Here is a 21,605-nt window from a genome sequence, read left to right on the forward strand (position 1 = left end):
TTTGGGGCGGCTTTTTCGTCTGTAGGGAACTGACAATCACGTTCTGATCGTGTTAAGAATGGTCCATTGGATCGATTCAAATAAAGGCGATTAACCGCTTTTTGATAACTGGAGGAAGACATGGCTGAAGTCGAAGAACAGTGGCAGGCAAACCCCAACCGCTATGACGCAGAAACCTATAAGCGTTGCGGCAAAAGTGGTCTGATCCTGCCGAAGATCACCCTTGGCCTCTGGCAGAATTTTGGCGGCGTCGATGTCTATGAAACCCAGCGCGCCATGATGCGCCGCGCCTTTGATCGTGGTGTGTTTCATTTTGATCTGGCCAATAACTATGGTCCGCCCCCGGGATCGGCCGAAGAAAACTTCGGCAAAGCACTTTCGCAGGATTTGAAAAAACACCGCGACGAGTTGGTGATTTCGACCAAGGCGGGCTATCGCATGTGGCCGGGGCCGTTTGGCGAATGGGGTTCGCGTAAATACCTGATTTCCAGCCTTGATCAAAGCCTGAAACGCATGGGCCTTGAGTATGTCGATATCTTCTATTCGCACCGTGTAGACCCCGATACCCCGTTGGCCGAAACCATGGGCGCACTTGATCAAATCGTGCGTTCGGGCAAGGCACTTTATGTCGGTATTTCGTCCTACTCACCGCAGATGACGCGCGAAGCACATGCGATTCTTAAGGATCTTGGCACTCCTTGCGTCATTCATCAGCCATCCTATTCGATGCTGAACCGCTGGGTCGAAGAAGACGGTCTGCTTGATACGCTGTCTGACCTTGGCATGGGCTGTATTGCCTTTTCGCCATTGGCGCAGGGGCTTCTGACCAATAAGTACCTCAATGGTATCCCCGAAGATTCCCGTGCCGCCCTTGAAGGATCGTTCCAGACCGGAATGCTGACGGAAGAAAACCTCAACCGCGTACGTGCGTTGAACGAGATTGCCAAACGTCGCGGTCAGACACTGGCCCAGATGGCGATTGCATGGGTGCTGCGTCGCCCTGAAATCACATCGGCCCTGATTGGTGCACGTCATGTGCAGCAGCTTGATAACAGCCTTGATGCACTTGATAATCTTGAATTCAGTGCAGAAGAACTGATCGAGATCGACAAATACGCGACCGATGGCGCGTTGAACCTGTGGCAGAAATCATCTGACTCAGAAGCACCTGTCTGATCGAACGTTCAAACTTTTGGGCGATTAATCCAAAACCCCGGCAGGTGTTCCTGCCGGGGTTTTTATATTTGCGGTCCGCAATTTGCGGGCTTAGGTCCTGAGCCTAAAGTTCGGCGGCCATGGGCATCGTTCCGGCAAGTTCGCGCAGGGTATCGATAACGGCCTTCCCACCCGTGCTAAGCGGACGGTCATGCAACCATGACAACATCACCTTGCGCGAAAGTTCCGGGCTGACAATGCGCCGTGCCCGCAGGCGTCCGGTCGAAAGTTCCATTACAAGTGAACTTCGCGGCAAAACGGTATGGCCAAGATCGCGATGCACCAGATCGACCAGCACGCGCAGGGCGTCTGCCTCGACCACAGGGGTTAAGGGCCGACCGGCACGAAAGGCGGCTTCCTGCATCTTGGCCCGCAGGCCATGTTTGTTGGTTGGCATGATGAGCGGTAAGGATAAAACATCCTCAAACGCGATGTCGGTTTCCTGTTCGCCGACCCGTGATGGATGGGAAATCAGATACAGGTCTTCGCGCCATAACGGTTCCGCATGCAGGCTGCGCGATATCATGCCATCATGCAGAATGCCGATATCAAGACGCCCCGACAGCAACCCTTCCTGAACATCCCCGGTCAGGTCTTCGGCAATTGAAATGTTCAGATCGGGAAACCGATCACGCAATGCTTCGACCAGCGCACCGGTAATCACAATGCCCGCACTGGGCGGCACACCAACATGAACATGCCCGGTGACCTGACTGCGCCGGGCTGAAAGATCGGCTTCAAGCCGTGCGAGATCACCCAGGATGACGCGGGCGCGTTCCGCCAGCATCTGTCCGGCTTCGGTCAGTTTGACCCCGCGACCCGTGCGTTCAAGAAGCTTCGTATCAAGCGCCTCTTCAAGCAGATTAAGCTGACGGCTTAAGGCAGGCTGAGACAGATTAAGCCGTTCTGCCGCACGCGACAGACTGCCGAGCTCGGCAATATGAACAAAACTTCGAAGCTGTTTGATATCCATGCTGCTGATCCTTGGGCTGCGATGCGTGCGATGATTAAATTCAATCTGCCTTAGATATAGCCAAAACTGATATCTGATAGCAATTAATTCGAATTGAATAATGACCAAATGCCAAGGATAGTGACGCTTGAGAGAGAACCGGAGACCATAATGACCTCAACGCCCCAATCACAACCCGTTGTAAAACCAGTCGGTTCGGCCTTAACGCTTGTGCTGTTGTCCACGGCCGCCTTTGCCATGAAGGGCCTTCTGGCCAAATTTGTTTATGCGACGGGGATGACGGTGGATGGGCTGTTGTTATTACGGTTCATGATCGCGATGCCGTTCTTTTGGGTCGGGGTGTATTTCTTTGGCAAGAACCGCCCCGGTGAACGGCTAATGAAACCGGTCGATCTGGCGTGGGGGGCATTATATGGCGGCTTGTTCTTTGCCGCTGCGCTGTTTGATTTTACGGCGGTCTCACTCATTGAAGTGACCGTATCGCGGATTGTTCTGTTTACCTTCCCGGCAATTGTCCTGATCCTTGAATGTCTGCACAAATGGCGGTTGCCGCCGTTGCGCCAGATATTCTGTTTTGCGGTGACCTATCTTGGTTTGGTGCTGGTTTTGGCCCCGGATGGCTTCGGGGCGGTGTCGGGTACATTGTGGATCGGGGCGTTTTGGGCGTTTGCCTCGGCATTGACCTATGCGGCCTATCTTTATTTTGGGCAACGCATGATCCAGGTGATTGGTTCAATGCATTTTGCCGCCTTGGTCAATACCATGGCCGGTCTATCGATGATTCTTTATGAACTGATCGTGCAAAACCCGCTGAACCTGAACGTTGATGGTGTTTTATGGACGGCGGCGATATCGATCTTTTGCACGGTTATTCCGTTCTTCCTGCTCTATGAAGGCATTCGTCGCATTGGGGCAACACAGGCAGCCTTGATTTCGCTGTCGGGGCCCGCGATGACATTCTTTGCTGCGTGGCTGCTGTTGGGGGAAGTTTTGACTTTGCCGCAGATTGCTGGCTTTGCCATCGTCATCATCGGTGTTGCATCAATCAAAAATGGTGTGACGTTGGCGGGTGTTGGACGATTGCTGGCCCGGCCGTTCTTTTCAGCAAACAAATAGTCAACCGGTCAAAACTCTGGTCCAGACTTGGACACTGCATTCTTCAGACAGATGCTACAGAGCCTTGTTCGTCACAATGAGGCGATGATCATTCGTCGCGTTGCCAGCGACGGATTTCGATTTCATGTTCAGGAAGCCGTTCTCCGCGGCGCCATTGCAGTGGGTCAATGAATTCACCCGCCCATGCGCCGCTGCGTGATTGGCGGGCACTGTCTTCTGTCGCGCCATATTCGGGCATTTCATCCCGGCGGGCGACAGCCATGCCCCGCGCAATCAGGCTTTGTCCGATATCGACACCATTGGCATTGCGACAAACCGCCATGTTGCGGTGATAGCGGTTCTTGCCACGTACCTCACAGGTGATCGGGGTGGCGACCAAAAGGTTGGTTGTAACTTGCCATGCTTCGGCACCGCAGGCCGTGCTTTGCCCGTTCACCAAACATTTCTGAAACCGTTCAAGCGCGTCGGCCCCCCACAAATCAATGCGGCGAAAGCCAAACTCCAGCGTATCGGGATCAACCGCACGGGCGGTTCCCGAAAGGGTGTCAAAATCGGGGTCTGCATGGGCAGGGTCGTCAGGCAGGGTGCAGCCAAGTGCCAACACCAATACCGTAGGCAGGAAAGCCAGATGGGGGTATATGTGGGGGCGTTCCTCCACCACGGGCCTCAATACAGATCGCTGTAACGAATTTCGTCAAGCTGGGCGAAAACGATCTGCCATTGATCTTCCTGCTTAAGCAGGGCAAAGGCATAGTCGCAATCAAAGATCAGATTGTTTTCCGAATTGCCAAAGCGGAAAGAGACAATCGCGCGAGCCCCGCCGGGAAGGGCTGAGTGCTGCTCGACCAAAATCGATTTTGCCTTGGCCAGATCGGCGGTTTTCAATTCTTCAAAGAAAGACTGATGATAGGTGTGCAGGTCCTCAACCGATGAAATCGCATGCACCCCGGAAAGATCATTGATCAGGCTGGGGTAATGATAAAATTCATCAAGTGCGGTTTGCTCAAGCTTCAGATGCGCGTCGACATAACGGCGAAAAAAACTCCCCAAGTCTTCCATCGGCTATCTTTCCTTTGCGTTATGACACGGTTTTAAGCAGTGGCAACCAGATCAAGCCAGCCCTGTTCATCAAGAACTGTAACACCTAATTCTTCTGCTTTCTTTAATTTGGAACCCGCACCCGGTCCTGCAACCAGATAGTCGGTTTTTGCTGAAACCGATCCGGCGACTTTTGCGCCAAGGCTTTCGGCTTTGACCTTGGCCTCGTTGCGCGAAAACAGTTCCAGCTTACCGGTAAAGACAACCGTTTTGCCATTGACCGGGCTGTCGGAAACCTGCGGGGCCTCGACGTCCTGAATGTTCAAAACGCTTTCAAGGTCATCAAGCACATCCTTGTTGTGACTTTCTGCCATGAACTCAATCAGGTCCTTGGCAACCCCCGGACCAATCTGATCAATATTGATCAATTCGCGCAGTGCATCGCTGTCGGCCTGATTGGCATCGACAATTGCCGCGCGCCATTGGCCGATTGATGTGTAATGCCGTGCCAGAAGCTTTGCCGTGGCCTGACCAATCTGTCGGATGCCAAGGGCATAGATGAACCGGTCAAGGCCGATGGTGCGCCGTTCGTTGATCCCGTCAAACAGCTTGGTCGCGGATTTTTCACCCCAACCTTCCAGTTTTCGAATTTCGTCAGCGTGGTTGTCTTCGAGGCGGAAAATATCGGCGGGTGATTGGACCCAGCCCTTGTCAAAGAACGCCTCGACATTCTTGGCACCCATGCCGTCAATGTCGAACGCATTGCGTGACACGAAATGCTTAAGGCGCTCAACCGCCTGTGCCGGGCAAATCAGCCCGCCGGTGCAGCGCGTCACTGCTTCGCCTTCTTCGCGCATGGCGTGGCTGTTACATTTCGGGCAATGATCGGGGAAGGCGTAGTCCACGGTGTTGTCGGGGCGTTCATCAAGGATGACCTCGACCACCTGCGGGATCACATCCCCGGCGCGTTGAATGACCACCATATCGCCAACCCGAACGCCAAGCCGTTCGATCTCATCACGGTTGTGCAAGGTGGCGTTTGACACCACAACACCGCCCACCGTCACCGGTTCAAGGCGGGCAACCGGGGTCAGCGCACCGGTGCGCCCGACCTGTACTTCGATGGCATTGATGCGGGTCCGAGCCTGTTCGGCCGGGAATTTATGGGCAATCGCCCAACGCGGTGACCGGCTAACAAAACCAAGGCGCAGCTGAAGTTCAAAGTCATTGACCTTATAGACAATGCCATCAATGTCGTAATCAAGATCGGGCCGCTGTTTGCCCAGATCCTCGTAAAACGCCATGATCTCGTCAGCATCGTTCAAAAGACGCGTCAGCGGATTGGTAACAAATCCCCAACCCTCAACCTTGTGCAGGAAATCCCACTGGGTCTGCGCCAGACTTTCCGACAGTTCGCCAAAGCTATAGGCAAAAAACCGAAGCGGGCGCTTGGCGCTGATGGTCGGGTCAAGCTGGCGGAGCGATCCGGCTGCTGCATTGCGCGGGTTGGCAAATGTCTTGGCGTTGGCCGCGGCCTGCACTTCATTCAGCTTCTGAAAGGCCGAGCGCGCCATATAAACTTCGCCGCGAATTTCGACCACATCGGGCGCATCATCGGGCAAAGTTTGGGGAATGTCACCGATATGGGCCACATTGGCGGTGACGTCTTCACCCTCCGAACCATCACCACGGGTGGCCGCCGTCACCAGTTGGCGGTTTTCATAGCGCAGCGATAAGGACAGGCCATCGATCTTGGGCTCGCCAACCACCTCAACCGGGCTGTGGGCGGTAAGGCTGAGGAACCGGCGAATACGGGACAGAAAATCAACAATGTCTTCGCGCGAAAACGCATTGCCCAGCGACAGCATCGGGCGGGAATGTTTGACCTTGGCAAAACCATCGGCCGGGGCCGCGCCGACTTCCTGTGTCGGGCTGTTTTTCTTCAATGTCGGGTAATGGGTTTCAAGTTCGATCAGGCGGTTAAACAGCGCGTCATATTCTGCATCGGGAACCAGCGGTTCATCATTGATGTAATAGGCTTCGTTAAAACTGCGAATGCGGTCAGAAATTTCCGCATGCTGTTTGCGTGCCTCGGTACTGGTTTCGGGCAATGCAGGGAGGTCGGGCAGATTAGGTGTGTCTGACGCGTGTTCGGCGTTCATATTCTTTTTGTTCCGTATGCAGTGTTCGCCAGTCGCCCCTTGTGTGTTTGGGGTGCTGGCTTAACGAGGTTGTTCTAACAGGCTGTCGGCAGCAGCACGGGCTTCTGCGGTGACGGAATGACCGGCCAGCATTCGGGCAATTTCTTCGCGCCGGGCACCATCGACCAAGGCATCTACACGGGTGACCATGGTGCCCTCTGTTTCGCGCTTGGCAATATAAAAATGCGTGCGGCCGCGCGCAGCAACCTGCGGGCTGTGGGTGATGACAAGGATCTGACGTTCCTTGGCCAGCAAATGCAACCGTTCGCCAATGGCGGCCGCCGTGGCCCCACCAACACCACTGTCGACTTCATCAAAGACAAGGCTGGGCACAGCCGACACACGGGCCAACACAACTTTCAACGCCAGCAGGAACCGCGAAAGCTCCCCGCCCGATGCGATTTTATTGAGTGCGCCGGGCGGGCTGCCGGGGTTGGTGGCAACGGTAAACTGGATACGGTCAATACCCTCGCTGCCCCATTCGTTTTCGTCGGTTTTGGCAATGTCGGTAACAAAGCTTGCCTTTTCCATGCGAAGCGGCGGCAGTTCGGCGTTGATCGCCGTATCAAGCTTCGCCGCGGCCTCTTTACGCGCAGCATGTAGCTTTTCCGCGGCCTCAACGAACGCGGAACGGTATTGCGCAACGGCGGCGGTCAAGCGCGACAGTTCCTTTTCGCCAAATTCAAGCTGATCGATCTGGGATCGGAAATCTTTCATCAACGCGTTTAAGCCATCGACCGGAACATTGTATTTGCGCGCAGCCGCACGCAGCGCAAACAACCGTTCTTCGACATTTTCCTGATGACCGGTATCGACATTGAGATCGGCAAGCGTTGCTGAAATCGACCGGTTGGCTTCTTCTAGCTCAATCGCGGCACGGTCGAGCGCCTCGATAATTGGTTCAAACCGGCCATCGGCCTTTTCAAGTTCACGTTCAAGGCACCTTTGCGCACCACGCAGCGCGCTTTCCGCCCCTTTGCCACGTGAAAGCTCCCCGCTGGCATCATTCAACGCCGCGACAAGTTTTTCGCCGTGCATCAAAAACTGGCGTTCTTCGGCAAGGCGTTCTTCTTCGCCTTCTTCGGGGCCAAGCTTTTCAAGTTCATCGACCGCATGACGCAGCCATTCTTCCTCTTCGCGCGCCTTATCAATGCGCGCACGTGCGGTGTTGAGTTCTTTTTGCGTTTCGCGCCAGGCCCGCCAATGATCACGCACGGCAAGGGCCATGCTGCCAAGATCGCCATGGGCATCAAGGGTGGATCGGTGCGTGGTTGGATCAAGCAACCCGTGCTGATCAAACTGGCCCTGAATTTCAACACAGTAATCGCCAACGTCACGCAGAAGGCCGACGGATACCGCCTGATCGTTGACATAGGCGCGCGATCGTCCATCGGCCGTGACAACCCGCCGGACAACCAGTTCCTCGCCCTCAAGATCAATGTCCTGCCCAGACAGCAGCCGATAAACCGGATGACCTTGCGGCAGGACAAAGGTCGCGGAAACACTGCATTTATCACAGCCATGGCGGACAAGCCCGCTGTCGGCACGCGCGCCAAGGGCCAGACCCAATGAGTCAAGCAGGATCGATTTACCCGCACCTGTTTCCCCGGTCAGGACGCTAAGCCCATCGTGAAAATCAAGATCCAGTTTGTCGATAAGGACTACGTTCCGAATGCTGAGGCGTCGAAGCATCGCTGGGTACTGATGTTGTTAACGGGGCAGCAGACAGGTCTGGCACGGATGATCGGGCAAAACGTCGCTGTAACTTGCACAGTGCCCAATCCTGATGGCGCTTGCAAGTCTTGCGCATGCCGGTATTCGGGCAAAAACACCCAATCCGCAGTCTTCTGCGAAAAATGTTTTAAAACAGCATGCAAGAACAGTTTGTTCTTGTTGTGTTCTGGTGTGATTTCATCTGTGATATCACACCATTAACGCTGGAGTCTTAAAGGGCGTTTAGGCCGGTTGTGGATAATCAGAACAGGTCACTAACCGACTGGGTTGCAGAATCCCACCAGCTTTTATCATCCTGTGCGGCCTTGATCGTGTCGTCATCGACCAGAAGCGCATAAGAATCGCTGTAATATTCACTGCCCGGGAAGTTATGGCCAAGAACCGATGCGGTGCGTTTTGCCTCACCCTCAAGCCCAAGGGCGAGATAGCATTCGGTCAGGCGCGCCAGTGCCTCGGGAACGTGCGTGGTGGTCTGGTACTTATCAAGAACCGATTTAAACCGGTTGATTGCCGCCAGAAATTCCTGACGATCCTGATAATACCGGCCGACACTCATTTCCTTGCCCGCAAGGTGGTCAACCGTCAGGTCTTTTTTCAATTTGGCATCGCGGGCATATTTGCTGTCGGGGAAACGGCGGATGATGTCATCAAGTGCCTGCATCGCGTCCTGTGTCATTTGCTGATCACGGCCGACGTCGGAAATCTGTTCGTAATAGGAAAGCGCCTTGAGGTAATAGGCATACGGCACATCCGGGTTGGCCGGATGGAGCGAAATAAAGCGGTCAATCGCGCTGATCGCATCATCGTATTTGTTGTCCTGATAATAGGCATATGCCGACATCAGGGTCGCCTTGGTCGCCCAGACCGAATAGGGGTGCTGGCGTTCGACTTCATCAAACGCCTCGGCCGCCTGTTGGTATTCCTTGGCATCAAGCAGATCTTGCGCGCTGTTATACAGCTCGGAAACCGGACGTTCGACATATTCCGGCGCATCATTGCTTGAGCAGGCAGCAAGCAGAATGGCCATGCCACAAATTGCAATGATGTTTTTGGCGCGAACGGTACTCAGCACTGTGACCTATCCTTGAACTTCGTGAGGCACATTTTAAAAAATCCGCCGGACTATATCATGGGGAGGGCGGGATTGGGCAAGTAGTTGTATGCCCATTTGGCACTTTTATCGGCCATCAGGTTTTATCGGGCAAGAAGACATTGCAAAATTCACCGTTCAGAGACGAAAAAAGGCGACCATGACGGTCGCCTTAATCACATGATCACAACACATTTTCATGCTGCAATGCTTAAGCCAGCGCTGGCTTAGGCCGTCGCCAGAACCGGCGCGTCGTTAACAGCATAAAGGGCTGATTTGCGCATCGGCACAACCTGATAGGCGCTTTCATCAGAAAGCAGCGCTTTGAGCAGCAGGTTGTTGACGTGATGACCTGATTTATAGGCGGTCACTTTGCCCTGAAGCTGCATCCCGGCGGTATAAAGATCACCCAGCGCATCAAGGATTTTGTGGCGCACGAATTCATCTTCGTAGCGCAGGCCTTCTTCGTTCATGACTTCGTCGCCCGACAGGACAACCGCGTTATCAAGCGACCCACCGCGCGCCAGACCGGCGGAGCGCATGGCTTCAACTTCGTGAAGGAAGCCAAAAGTACGGGCACGTGAAATGTTGGCAACGAAAACGCCGTCATCAAATTTGACGGACATACGCTGATTGGCAATCGCCTTGCTGGCGAAATCAATTTCGAAATCAACTTCAAAACCGTTGCCCGGCTCAATGCGTGCCGTGCAGCCGTTGTAATCGACTTCGACGGATTTCAAAACTTCGATCACCTGACGCGGTGCGTCCTGTTCTTCGATCCCGACACAGTCAATCAGGAAGTTGAACGGGGCTGAGCTGCCGTCCATGACCGGCACTTCGTCGGCATCAATGTCAATCAGGACATTATCAATGCGTGCCCCGGCAAGGGCGGCCATCAAATGTTCGATGGTGCCAATCTTGATGCCCTTGGAGGCATCGCCAAGACAGGTGCAAAGACGGGTATCAATCACACCATCATAGCGCGCCGGATACAGTGGCTGTTCCGCCAGATCCGTGCGGCGGAAGACGATGCCGTGATCAATTTCTGCCGGATGGAGGGTGATGCGGATTTTCTGACCGGAATGCAGCCCGACACCAGCGCAGCCGATGGACGCTTTGAGCGTGCGCTGACAAACGATATCGTTATCCGATACGCCTGTTTGCGCGAATGCGGCGCTTAGGTCAGTAATCTTGTTCAAGGTAACCCCCAAATCAGGTCCGTCAGTTTGCAATCAAATGTTGTGTGAAGCGTCATGAGTAATCGTAACCGTCGCTTCGTTAGTTTCAGACATTACCGATAGAATGACAATCAAACAAATCACTCTTTGTTACGCTTTGTAACCGATTTAAGTATTTGAAAATAAACGTATTTATGTCGATACGGTCAGCAAAAACGTATGTGTTTTTGCAAATGCAGCGCATCCAGTTCGCGGCTTTTTCGTCACAAGGCGTTTCGGTCCGCGTCATGCCATGAAGGTCGCCTATAAAAAAAGGGAAGGCATTTTGCCTTCCCTTTTTCGCGCGGAGAAACGTCGTTAGTTGGCCTGACGACGTAGGAAGGCCGGGATCTCAAGAAGGTCATCAGACGCACCAGGCGCCTTGCCCCGGGAAGAGGGCTCCTTGTTCATGACCTGCGATCCATCATCGTGCAGGGGCATTTCGGTCTGACGCGGCGCAGGTGCCTGCGGTTGCGCGACCTTGGGGGCAGCATGCTGTTGCGGCTGTCCCTGCTGTTCCCTGGCGGTTTTGTTTTTACCAAACAGGCTGCTTAGGACCGAACGCGGCGATGTTGCGTTCTGGGCATCTGCGGCCTCAAAGACGTCCGGGCTGTGTTTGCTGACCGGTGCGGCTTCGCTTGGTGAAACAGCGCGCGGCGGAATGAATGCCATGTCGCCGTTGCTGTTTGGTTTTTCGGTTGCACGAAGGACCGGTTTCGGTTTCAGGACCGTCTGGCCCATTTCAATCGACCCGGTTTGCTGTGCTTCGGCCTGATGGTTCAGTTCTGGCTGATGCGCACTGCCGGTGGCAGCAAAGCGATCTGCTGGAATCTGATCAATCGAAGCACCGCCTGCATAGTCATCCTGTGCCATGCCGGCTGCTGGTGCGCTGGCGGCGGCATTGCCGGCACCATGCTGACCAAATGACGGTGCAGCTGCGACTTTTTCTGCCGGTTCAGCCGCCTTGGGCTGTGCGACGGAAACAGTGGTTGGCTGCGGACGACGGACGTCTTCGGCATCAATACCGGTTGCGACCACAGAAACACGCAACGCGCCTTCGATGGTCGGGTCAAAGGTCGACCCAAAGATGATGTTGGCTTCGGAGGCGACTTCTTCGCGAATACGGTTCGCGGCTTCGTCGACTTCGTAAAGCGCCATGTCCATGCCGCCGGTGATGTTGATCAGGACAGCACGTGCGCCCTTCATCGAAGCATCTTCCAGAAGCGGATTTGCGATGGCAGCTTCGGCGGCCTCAAGGGCACGTTTTTCGCCAGATGCTTCGCCGGTGCCCATCATGGCTTTGCCCATCTCGCTCATCACAGTGCGGATATCGGCAAAGTCAAGGTTCACAAGACCCGGAACCATCATAAGGTCGGTAATCGAACGCACGCCATTGCGCAGAACATCATCTGCCATCTGGAAAGCATCTGCGAACGTGGTTTTTTCATTCGCAACCCGGAACAGGTTCTGGTTCGGAATGATAATCAGGGTATCAACATACTGTTGAAGTTGCTCTATCCCCTGTTCGGCAGTGCGCATACGGCGCGTGCCTTCAAAATGGAACGGCTTGGTCACAACGCCGACGGTCAGAATGCCGGCCTCTTTGGCGGCACGTGCGATGACCGGCGCTGCACCGGTACCCGTACCACCGCCCATACCGGCGGTGATGAATACCATGTGGCAGCCTTCAAGCTGTGCCTGAATTTCTTCAATCGATTCTTCTGCTGCGGCACCTCCGGCATCGGGACGTGCGCCTGCACCCAGGCCTTGGGTAATTTTGCGGCCAAGCTGCATTTTGCGCGTGGCTTTGCTTTGGGTCAGGGCCTGAGAATCGGTATTGGCAACAACAAAGTCACATCCTTCAAGTTCGGATGTGATCATGTTGTTCACGGCGTTTCCGCCAGCACCGCCGACACCGATAACGGTGATCTTCGGTTTTAGGTTTTCTTCCGTTTCAGGTACGGAAAAACTGATTGTACTCATTGTTTGCTCTTCCTCTCCGCGCTTTAGAGCTTAAAGATCTTACGCGACCTTCCCTTTGCCACGTATGTCAGAACACGTCCTGACACAAAGACCTCCAAGATGGTTTTAGCTGGCAAAGAGTTATTGGCGTGTTAATGCGCGCAAAAGTTTTCGAAAAAATGCAAAAAAAATCTGCATTCATTCCGATTTGCTCAGCAAACCTGCGGATTGCTTGGTTTTTGATGTTGGGAAACTAGAAATTTTCTTTAAACCACGCGCCAAGACGGCCCCAGCGACCACCCGATTGGCGGATATTGGCCATGGCTTCGCTTAACGGGTCGTTTTGCTGTTCGACGGCGCGCAGCAACAATCCGGCACAGGCCGAAAAGGCTGGACCTGCGGTTGCTTCGGCAAGGCCGGTGACGCCGTGGGGATGTGCAATGCTTGCCGGACGTTCAAACATCTGGTTGGCCAGATCGGAAATGGCATTGAGCTGACTGGCCCCGCCCGTCAAAACAATGCTGCGTCCGCCGATCTGTGACAGACCGTGTTCTTCAAGCTGGTCACGGATCAGTTCAAACGTTTCTTCAAGGCGCGGTTTGATGATGTTGATCAACATCGACCGCGGCACGTGATTGAAATTGTTTTCGTCTTCATCGCCAATGACCGGAACCGCAAGGATTTCCTGATCATCTGACGGGGATGTCAGTGCACTGCCATGCAGGGTTTTCATCCGTTCCGCATGGTTAAGCGACGTGTTCAGCCCATAAGCGATATCGCGCGTCACATGCGCCCCACCGACGGGAACCGAGGCGGTATAAATCACCTGTCCGCCATGGAAAACTGCAACACTGGTTGTTCCGGCCCCCATATCAATCACGGTGGCGCCAAGGTCACGCTGATCGGGTGTTAAGGCCGAAAGACCCGATGCCAACGGGGTGACAACGGTTTCCCGGATCGCCAGATGGCAGCGGCGCAAAAGCGTATCAAGATTGCGAAGCGGGGCTGTCTGGGTGCGCACAAAATGAAGATCAAGACCAAGGGTCGATCCATACATCCCGCGCGGATCATTCATACTGTTGGTGCCGTCCACCCGGAAGCCAAGCGGAACCGCGTGGATCAGTTCGTCACCGGCCTGACGCAACAGGGCTTCTTTCTGATCATTGAGTTTTCTGATCTCAAGATTGCCAATCGGCCGGGACCCAAGGGGTAATTCAACCGTATGTGTTTCCGATTCGGGTTGTCCCCCCGACAGGTTTACGATCACGGATTCGATCGTGTGCCCCGCCATTTTTTCGGCGGCGTTGACCGCCGCCAAGACAACTTCCTGTGCGGCATCAAGATTGGAAATTGCGCCGCTTTGTAGCCCCTTGGACATGTTGTGACCAATGCCGATGATTTTCGGCGGCAGGTCTTTTTCACGTCGGGCAATAAAACAGCAGACCTTGGACGTTCCAATGTCCAAAGCCGCAATCAATCCTGATTTGGTTTTGCTGCGTGCCAATTGAGTGCTCGAAATCTTTTTAATAGTTATTGGTTCAACTTTTATATGACGAACCTTACGCCCGTTTTCCACTAAAAGCCGTTGCAAATTGGTTAAGGCTGACCGGAGTCTTTTGCAATACGTCAATCTGATCGCGGGAATTGTCATTTTGCGGTGCGAAATGACAGGGATGATCAACCGCGGGTTTTCCCTGCTTATGGCTTTGTTGTACTGCAACGTTACAGGCCCAGCTTGACAGTCAACTGTAACGTTGCAGTAATTAACCGCCAAATCATAAAACCAACAGGGAGGAAACAGCATGTTTCTTGGCAAAATGACACGTGCCGGGATCGGAATGATCGCGGCACTCGGACTTTCGACCAGCATTGCATCGGCACAGGAAAGTGTAGAAGTCCTGCACTGGTGGACAGCTGGTGGTGAAGCCAAGGCGCTTCAGGTTCTGAAAAAGGATCTCGAAGATCAGGGCGTTTCATGGAACGACATGCCGGTCGCAGGTGGTGGCGGTGAACAGGCAATGACGGTTCTGCGCGCACGCGTGACATCGGGCAATGCGCCAACCGCTGTTCAGATGCTGGGCTTTGATATCAAGGACTGGGCGGGCGAAGATGTTTTGGCCAACCTTGATGCGCTGGCGGAAAAGGAAGGCTGGGAAGAGGTTGTTCCCGATGCTCTGAAAGACTTTTCAAAGCATGACGGTCACTGGATTGCCGCCCCGGTCAATGTGCATTCCACCAACTGGGTCTGGGCCAACAAGGCAATTTTTGAAGAACTTGATCTGAAACAGCCGACCAACTGGGATGAGCTGATTGCCGCCCTTGATAAGATCAAGGACGCTGGTTACACCGCCGTCGCCCATGGCGGACAGGCGTGGCAGGATGCCACCATCTTTGATGCGGTTGTGATGGCAACAGGTGGTCCTGAATTCTATCAGGCATCGATGATCGATACCGATCCGGATGCATTGGGATCAGATACGATGAAAACCGTGTTTGATCGCATGGCGAAATTGCGCACCTATGTTGATGACAACTTCTCGGGCCGCGACTGGAACTTGGCAACCGCGATGGTGATCAACAAGGAAGCCGGTGTGCAGTTCATGGGGGACTGGGCAAAGGGTGAATTCCTCAATGCCGGTAAAGTCCCGGATACCGATTTTATGTGCTTCCGGTTCCCCGGAACGCAGGATGCGGTAACGTTCAACTCTGACCAGTTCGTGATGTTCAAGGTTGGTGAGGACCGTCAGGACGCCCAGATGAAACTGGCCTCTGCGGTCATGTCGCCAAGCTTCCAGTCGGCTTTTAACGTGGTCAAGGGATCGGTTCCGGCCCGTACGGATGTTTCAAACGATGCCTTTGATGCGTGCGGTAAAAAAGGCATGGCCGAACTGGCTGCGGCCAACAAAAAAGGCACGCTGTTTGGCTCCATGGCGCATGGTCACTCGGTCCCGGCCGGGGTCAAAAACGCCATGTATGACGTGATCACCGCCCATTTCAATGGCGAGTACGACAGCGCGACGGCTGCTGAAGAACTCGTCAATGCGGTGGCATCCGCCCAATAAACCAAAACGATAAACCGGCGGCCGGTGCGAACATCGGCCGTCGGATAACGTGCGGAGCATGACCCATGCAACCATCCTTGCCCGGCAAGGCACAGGCAACCCTGCGGGAAGTTCTGCCCCGTCTGGTGCTGAGCCCAAGCCTGTTTCTGATCCTTTTATTCGTTTACGGATTTATCATTTACACCGGTTATCTGTCGCTGACCGACAGCCGGATGCTGCCGTCTTATGATCTCGAAGGGTTTGGCAACTATGCCAACCTGTGGGGGCAACGAAACTGGCTGATTGCCCTTCAGAACCTTGCGATTTTTGGCATTCTTTACATTGCCATCTGCTCGGTGCTTGGCTTGGTACTGGCGATTTTACTCGATCAGAAAATACGCGGCGAAGGCATCCTGCGCCCGATCTATCTTTATCCGATGGCGCTGTCGTTTATCGTCACCGGGACGGCGTGGAAATGGTTTCTGGATCCCGGTCTTGGTCTTGAAAACACCATGCATTTGTGGGGCTGGGAAAGTTTCACCTTTAACTGGATCAAGGATCGCGACATGGCGATCTATACCGTGGTGATTGCCGCTGTCTGGCAATCATCGGGGTTTGTCATGGCAATGTTTCTGGCCGGGCTGCGTGGCATCGATAGCGAAATCATGAAAGCCGCCCAGATGGACGGGGCCAGCCGATGGAGCCTCTATACCCGGATCGTGATCCCGCAATTGCGCCCGGTATTTCTGTCGGCCTTTGTGGTTTTGGCCCATCTGGCGATCAAGGCCTATGACCTTGTTATTGCCTTGACCAATGGGGGGCCGGGACGTGCGACCGAACTTCCGGCGACCTTCATGTATTCCTATACCTTTACCCGCAATCAGATGGGGGTTGGGGCATCATCGGCGGTGATCATGCTCGCGATGATTGCATCAATCATTGTGCCTTATCTTTATTCCGAACTCAGGGAGCGTCGCTAATGGCCCGTTCAACGCAACCTTCGTTTGGCACCGGCAAGCTTATGCGTGCTGCCCTGTATGCGGTTTTGATCCTGTTTGCGGTTTATTATTTGCTGCCGCTGTTTGTCATGCTGGTCAACTCGGTCAAGACACTCGATGAAATCCGCGGTGGCAACATGATGTCACTGCCCGAGGTCTTTACGATTGAGCCATGGCTGAACGCGTGGTCCAGGGCCCAGATAGGGGTCGAACCCACCGGGCTTAGCCCCTATTTCATCAACAGCATCATGATGGTCGTGCCTGCTGTGGCGATCTCGACCGCCCTTGGGGCGATGAACGGGTATGTCCTGACCAAATGGCGGTTTCCCGGCGATAAGATCATTTTTGGTCTGATGCTGTTTGCATGCTTCATCCCGTTTCAGATTGTCCTGATCCCGATGGCGCGTGTTTTGGGCATGATCGGCATTGCGGGTACGACAAGCGGTCTGGTGCTGGTGCATGTGGTCTATGGGCTTGGCTTTACCACCTTGTTTTTCCGCAACTATTACGCGGCATTTCCTGATGAGCTGATCAAGGCAGCCAAGATGGACGGCGCCGGGTTCTGGCGAACCTTTACCCGTATTTTACTGCCCAGTTCCGGGCCGATCATTGTCGTGACCGTGATCTGGCAGTTCACCAACATCTGGAATGATTTCCTGTTTGGCGCGTCCTTTGCCGATTTTGATTCGATGCCAATGACCGTGGCACTCAACAACCTCGTTTCATCCTCGACCGGGGTTAAGGAATACAATGTGCATTTTGCTGGTGCGGTGCTTGCGGCCCTTCCGACACTGATCGTTTACGTCGTTTCCGGGCGCTATTTCGTGCGTGGATTGATGGCTGGTGCGGTCAAGGGCTAAGCCAAGCAAAGCGAAGCCAAAAGCACCCATAAAAAGAATTACAGGGAAGTTATCATGTCCTTTCTACAAATCGACAAGGTTTGCAAAAGTTTCGGTCCAATCAATGTGTTGCGCGATATCTCGCTTGATGTTGAGGAAGGCGGGTTTCTTGTGCTGGTCGGCCCGTCGGGCTGTGGCAAATCAACACTTTTGAACACGATTGCCGGGCTTGAAAAGCTGACAACCGGTGAAATCCGCATTGATGGTAATGTGATTGATGATTTGCCGCCTGCCGAACGCAACATCGCGATGGTGTTTCAAAGCTACGCGCTTTATCCCAACATGAATGTCGGGCAAAACATCGCCTTTGGCCTTGAAATGCGCGGCATGCCAAAGGCCGAACGCGATGCCAAGGTGGCAGAGGCGGCCAAAACGCTTCAGATCGAACATCTTCTGGATCGTAAACCCGGTCAGCTTTCCGGTGGGCAACGTCAACGTGTGGCGATGGGGCGTGCGCTGGTGCGCAATCCGCAATTGTTCCTGTTTGATGAACCGCTTTCAAACCTTGATGCCAAGTTACGTGTTGATATGCGTACTGAAATCAAACGCATGCATCAGACATTCGGCACCACGATTGTCTATGTCACCCATGACCAGATCGAAGCCATGACACTGGGCACACGCATCGCGGTTCTCAAAGACGGGGTCGTGCAGCAATACGGCACGCCTGCCGAAATTTATAACGATCCGACCAATCTGTTTGTCGCTGATTTCATGGGGTCGCCTGCAATGAATCTGATCCCGGCGACGGTACGTGGCAACGGGGTTGAAATGGCGCGCGCGGGCGAAGACCCGCTGGTTCTGGGGTTCGATCAATTGCCCGGCGATGTGGTCGCATATGACGGGCAGGAAGTCATTGTCGGCATCCGGCCCGAAGCCATCACCGATGCCGACAGCCGGGCGGCGATGCGGGCCGGGCAACAGGTGACCGCATCGTGCAAGATTGATGTGGTTGAACCCGCCGGGGCCGACATCTATGCCATTACTGCGCTGGGCGGTAAGGAGGTCGTGACGCGCTTGCATCAGGATTGGTTTGGGCAGGCCAACCAGCATACAGAATTGGTCTTTAACCTTGAAAAAGTTGTGTTTTTTGATCCCCAAAGCGGCGTAAGACTGCGCTAGAAAATGCACATCGGAATGCCTTGCACGGAGGGACAGCGCGCTGTCTGAACATGATCCTGTTGGCAATTTGGGCCCGTCGCGTGCCCAAAGCCGACCGACGCTTAAAACCATTGCGGAAATGACCGGCCTTGGGGTGACCACGGTGTCGCGTGCGCTTAAGGACGCGCATGACATCAGTGCCAAAACCAAACTGCGGGTGCGCAAGGTGGCCGATGCCATCGGCTATCACCCTGATCGCGCCGGGGTGCGGTTGCGCACGGGCAAAACCAATGTCATCAGTCTGGTGCTGGATCAAACCGACAAGGTGCCGGAATTTGCCCGACGCCTGATTGTCGGCATTTCCGATGTCATGCGCGGCACGCCGTACCATCTTGTTGTGACACCACAATCACGCACCGATGATCCGATGGACCCGGTGCGCTATATCCTCAATACACGCGCAGCCGACGGGGTGATCATTACCCATGTGCGCCCCGATGATGAACGGATTGAGGTGCTGCGCCAAAGTGGATTGCCCTTTGTCGCGCATGGTCGCAGCCTGACGGGGGCCGAGCATGCCTATCACGATTTTGACAACCGGGCCTTTTGCGAAATGGCGGCAAACCGCCTGATTTCGCGCGGGCGCAAACGGTTGGCACTGTTATCCCCACCATCGGAATTTTCATATTATCAGGAAACGCTGGCCGGGCTGGCGGCAACGGCGAAGGCCGCCGGGGTACCGTTCCAAGTCCTTAGTGGCATTGACCTTGATAGCAGCAGCGAAGTTCTGCGTCAGGCCGGTATGGCCTTGCGCCATCAGGATTATGTGCCCGACGGCATCATTTGCGGCAGTGAACTTTGTGCCATGGCGCTGATTGACGGCATGATCCAGTCAGGCCTGAATGTCGGGCGCGATATTGATGTGATTGCCAAGGAAACGTCGGATTTGCTGAACTTTACCCGACCACGCATCGATAGCCTGCGCGAGGACCTGATTGTCGCCGGACAGCAATTGGCAACCCACCTTTTGGATGTCATTGAAGGGCGCGATACCACCAGCCTGCAATCGCTTAGTCAGCCGGTCCCGGTGTGGCGAAATGAGGGGTAAGGTGGTCGCGTTTAAGGGGGCCTAAATCCCACCCGCAAACGGCGCATCAGACATGTCTCGATTATTCATAAAAAATGAAGAGTTATTACGATTGATCATTTTTAGTGAATAACGCGAAGTTTGTTCGCAGCAGGGTGCATAATCATCGAGAACACCAATAAGTAATATTGTATGATGAATTAATGTTGTGGTTTTGATGACGGAGCAGGAGGCCAGAGCGGGGTCAGCCGCGCCCTCTTTTTTCCAGGTTGTGACGTCACGCTGCGCCCCTTTTTTTGACGGGTTGCGGTGTCAGGCGACGACATCTTCTTGGGTGGGGGCGGCATTATGTTGCATCACCTTTTTTTAGGGGGATGAGTTGCAGCGTCACGCAGCATCACTTTTTTGAGTCCTGACGGGCCGCTGGGGCAACTTGTTGGATGAGGGCGGTGTTATGCCGCGTCACCTTTTTTGGGCGGGTTGCGGCGCAGTTCGGCAGCACCGGGGGTTAGGCGGACGAAGGTGCGGTCGGGCAGGCGCAGATCGACGATCAGGACATCGCGTTCGAGCAGGTCATGTTCGTTGTTGAGTACCTCAAGGCGTTGCCATGCCTTGTCTATGTCCATGTCCATGTCCTTGTCGGGCAGGACGGGGAACCTTCCTCATGAGCCATAACGAGCGTTTATTCATCTCATAGTTTGAGCCGAATATATAACTGTCTGGCGGTTTAAGCTGGCGCGAAAACGCCATTTGGCCCAAACACGTTTGCGATAAACCGGTCGCCAATTTTATGGTGTGTCGCCGCATCCGGGTGAAGTTCATCGGGCAGGGGCATGTGTGCGTAATCGGCGGGACCATAAAGCGACTGCCCATCGAGATAATGCAGGTTGGCGTCGGTGCTTGACCGTTGGGTAACAATTTTTGACAGTTCGTCACGAATGATCTGCAATGTAAGTTTGCCGTGTGCCGTTTCGCCCCGGTCTCCGGTTGCCTGAAATTTGAGGGTGCCGTTGGCAAGGGCGGCAAAATCAAAATTACATGGGCCCGGCGTTTCTTCGTGGATAGGGCAATAGATCGGCGATATCACCAGAAGCGGCGTTAACGGATGCCCATCGCGAATGGTATCGATAAAACCATGAACCGCCGATGTGAAAGCCCGAAGGCGCATGATATCGGCGTTTACAAGGTTAATGCCAATTTTCAGGCTAATCAGGTTGGCTTTTTCATTGCGGATGGTGCGGGCAATAAAAGGGTCCAGTAATGCCCCGCCACCAAAGCCCATATTGATCAGATCCACATTACAGGCAAGGGCCGCAACCGCGGGCCACGTTCCGGTGGGGCTGGCGGCGTCGGACCCCTGACTGATGGAGCTGCCGTAATGCAACCAGACGCGGCGGTTTGGTGTGGATGGGGCGTTCATGCGCCCGGGTTCGATGGCGGCGTTGCAATGAAGGGCAAACAATTCGGTTGTTTCGTTATGGGGGAGCCATATTTCGATATTTTTCGGCCCGGAGGGAAGCTCGGTGAAGCGCGCAAAACCGGGGGCACCCTTTTGGGGCGTTGCCGTGCCTTTTGTCATGTCGATATGAAGAACGTGACCGGCATCAATCGTAGCCTGCTGGACCAATTTTCCGTCGACCAACAGGTCATACATGCCATTGGGGCGCGGTGGCATACCGACATATGATCGCTTTGTTGGCACGGCCTCAAGCGCGATTTCGGTTGCTGTTGTGCGAAATACCAGATGCACCCCGGAAGGCTGGGCTTCGGCCATTGCCAGTTGCGGGTCAAGGCATTGCGCACGGGCCCAGTCCGGCAAGCGGTGCGCAATTGTACCGGTTTCTGTGGACTCAAGATCAATCGCACCGCGTACGATATCGCCGGTGATGGGGGTGGTAATGGCGTTTTTAATCATATCTGAAACAGGGTGTTG

General features: G+C 54.3%; 18 protein-coding genes. 7 read left to right on the forward strand and 11 right to left on the reverse strand.

All coding sequences use genetic code 11. From position 1 onward, the window contains the following. Window positions 1-120: 120 nt before the first annotated feature. The gene (gene mgrA, locus COO92_RS02440) at window positions 121-1,176 is read left to right on the forward strand and encodes an L-glyceraldehyde 3-phosphate reductase (protein WP_101299570.1); all 1,056 of its coding nucleotides are present in this window, start codon (window positions 121-123) and stop codon (window positions 1,174-1,176) included. Window positions 1,177-1,279: 103 nt separating this feature from the next. Here mgrA and COO92_RS02445 read toward each other — a convergent pair whose 3' ends face one another. Then, window positions 1,280-2,188: a LysR family transcriptional regulator gene (locus COO92_RS02445; protein WP_101299572.1), complete on the reverse strand. Its 909-nt coding sequence runs from the start codon at window positions 2,186-2,188 to the stop codon at window positions 1,280-1,282. Between the two features lie 150 nt (window positions 2,189-2,338). Between COO92_RS02445 and COO92_RS02450 the strand changes: the two genes are divergently transcribed. Further along, on the forward strand, window positions 2,339-3,304 hold the full coding sequence (locus COO92_RS02450; protein WP_101299574.1) for a DMT family transporter: 966 nt from the start codon (window positions 2,339-2,341) through the stop codon (window positions 3,302-3,304). Window positions 3,305-3,392: 88 nt separating this feature from the next. Here COO92_RS02450 and COO92_RS02455 read toward each other — a convergent pair whose 3' ends face one another. From COO92_RS02455 to ftsA, 8 genes are all read right to left on the reverse strand, one after another. Beyond that, complete coding sequence (locus tag COO92_RS02455) at window positions 3,393-3,962, reverse strand: thermonuclease family protein (RefSeq protein ID WP_240626285.1); 570 nt, start codon at window positions 3,960-3,962, stop codon at window positions 3,393-3,395. Between the two features lie 8 nt (window positions 3,963-3,970). Continuing rightward, window positions 3,971-4,363, reverse strand: coding sequence for a hypothetical protein (locus COO92_RS02460; RefSeq protein WP_022734327.1), 393 nt, complete (start codon window positions 4,361-4,363; stop codon window positions 3,971-3,973). 32 nt (window positions 4,364-4,395) lie between these two features. Then, window positions 4,396-6,504, reverse strand: a complete 2,109-nt coding sequence (gene ligA / locus COO92_RS02465) for an NAD-dependent DNA ligase LigA (protein WP_101299576.1) — start codon at window positions 6,502-6,504, stop codon at window positions 4,396-4,398. Window positions 6,505-6,564: 60 nt separating this feature from the next. Continuing rightward, window positions 6,565-8,235, reverse strand: coding sequence for a DNA repair protein RecN (gene recN, locus COO92_RS02470; protein WP_101299578.1), 1,671 nt, complete (start codon window positions 8,233-8,235; stop codon window positions 6,565-6,567). Between the two features lie 283 nt (window positions 8,236-8,518). Continuing rightward, the gene (locus COO92_RS02475) at window positions 8,519-9,349 is read right to left on the reverse strand and encodes an outer membrane protein assembly factor BamD (RefSeq protein WP_101299580.1); all 831 of its coding nucleotides are present in this window, start codon (window positions 9,347-9,349) and stop codon (window positions 8,519-8,521) included. Between the two features lie 245 nt (window positions 9,350-9,594). Beyond that, window positions 9,595-10,566, reverse strand: coding sequence for a UDP-3-O-acyl-N-acetylglucosamine deacetylase (gene lpxC, locus COO92_RS02480; protein WP_101299582.1), 972 nt, complete (start codon window positions 10,564-10,566; stop codon window positions 9,595-9,597). Window positions 10,567-10,902: 336 nt separating this feature from the next. Then, window positions 10,903-12,567, reverse strand: coding sequence for a cell division protein FtsZ (ftsZ, locus tag COO92_RS02485; protein ID WP_101299584.1), 1,665 nt, complete (start codon window positions 12,565-12,567; stop codon window positions 10,903-10,905). Window positions 12,568-12,799: 232 nt separating this feature from the next. Next, complete coding sequence (ftsA, locus tag COO92_RS02490) at window positions 12,800-14,050, reverse strand: cell division protein FtsA (RefSeq protein ID WP_022732895.1); 1,251 nt, start codon at window positions 14,048-14,050, stop codon at window positions 12,800-12,802. Between the two features lie 298 nt (window positions 14,051-14,348). Here ftsA and COO92_RS02495 point away from each other — a divergent pair, with 298 nt between their 5' ends. The 5 genes from COO92_RS02495 to COO92_RS02515 all read left to right on the forward strand — a co-directional run bounded on the left by COO92_RS02495 (window position 14,349) and on the right by COO92_RS02515 (window position 19,693). Further along, entirely contained in the window at window positions 14,349-15,608 is a 1,260-nt protein-coding gene (locus COO92_RS02495; RefSeq protein WP_101299586.1) for an ABC transporter substrate-binding protein, read from the forward strand. A gap of 65 nt (window positions 15,609-15,673) precedes the next feature. Further along, window positions 15,674-16,567, forward strand: a complete 894-nt coding sequence (locus tag COO92_RS02500; protein ID WP_101299588.1) for a carbohydrate ABC transporter permease — start codon at window positions 15,674-15,676, stop codon at window positions 16,565-16,567. Beyond that, entirely contained in the window at window positions 16,567-17,445 is an 879-nt protein-coding gene (locus tag COO92_RS02505; RefSeq protein WP_022732898.1) for a carbohydrate ABC transporter permease, read from the forward strand. Before COO92_RS02500 ends, COO92_RS02505 begins: the two co-directional genes overlap by 1 nt. Window positions 17,446-17,499: 54 nt before the next feature. Beyond that, entirely contained in the window at window positions 17,500-18,606 is a 1,107-nt protein-coding gene (locus COO92_RS02510) for an ABC transporter ATP-binding protein (RefSeq protein WP_101299590.1), read from the forward strand. Between the two features lie 67 nt (window positions 18,607-18,673). After that, window positions 18,674-19,693, forward strand: a complete 1,020-nt coding sequence (locus COO92_RS02515) for a LacI family transcriptional regulator (RefSeq protein WP_206186342.1) — start codon at window positions 18,674-18,676, stop codon at window positions 19,691-19,693. Window positions 19,694-20,124: 431 nt separating this feature from the next. Here COO92_RS02515 and COO92_RS02520 read toward each other — a convergent pair whose 3' ends face one another. Further along, a complete protein-coding gene (locus COO92_RS02520; protein WP_240626286.1) occupies window positions 20,125-20,298 on the reverse strand; it encodes a hypothetical protein in 174 nt (57 codons plus the stop codon). 101 nt (window positions 20,299-20,399) lie between these two features. Beyond that, window positions 20,400-21,587 (reverse strand): SGNH/GDSL hydrolase family protein, encoded by a 1,188-nt coding sequence (locus COO92_RS02525; protein ID WP_101299592.1) that lies wholly within the window; start codon window positions 21,585-21,587, stop codon window positions 20,400-20,402. Window positions 21,588-21,605 lie beyond the last annotated feature (18 nt).

This window comes from Thalassospira lohafexi (genome assembly GCF_002844275.1).
In the GTDB taxonomy this organism is placed as follows: domain Bacteria; phylum Pseudomonadota; class Alphaproteobacteria; order Rhodospirillales; family Thalassospiraceae; genus Thalassospira; species Thalassospira lohafexi.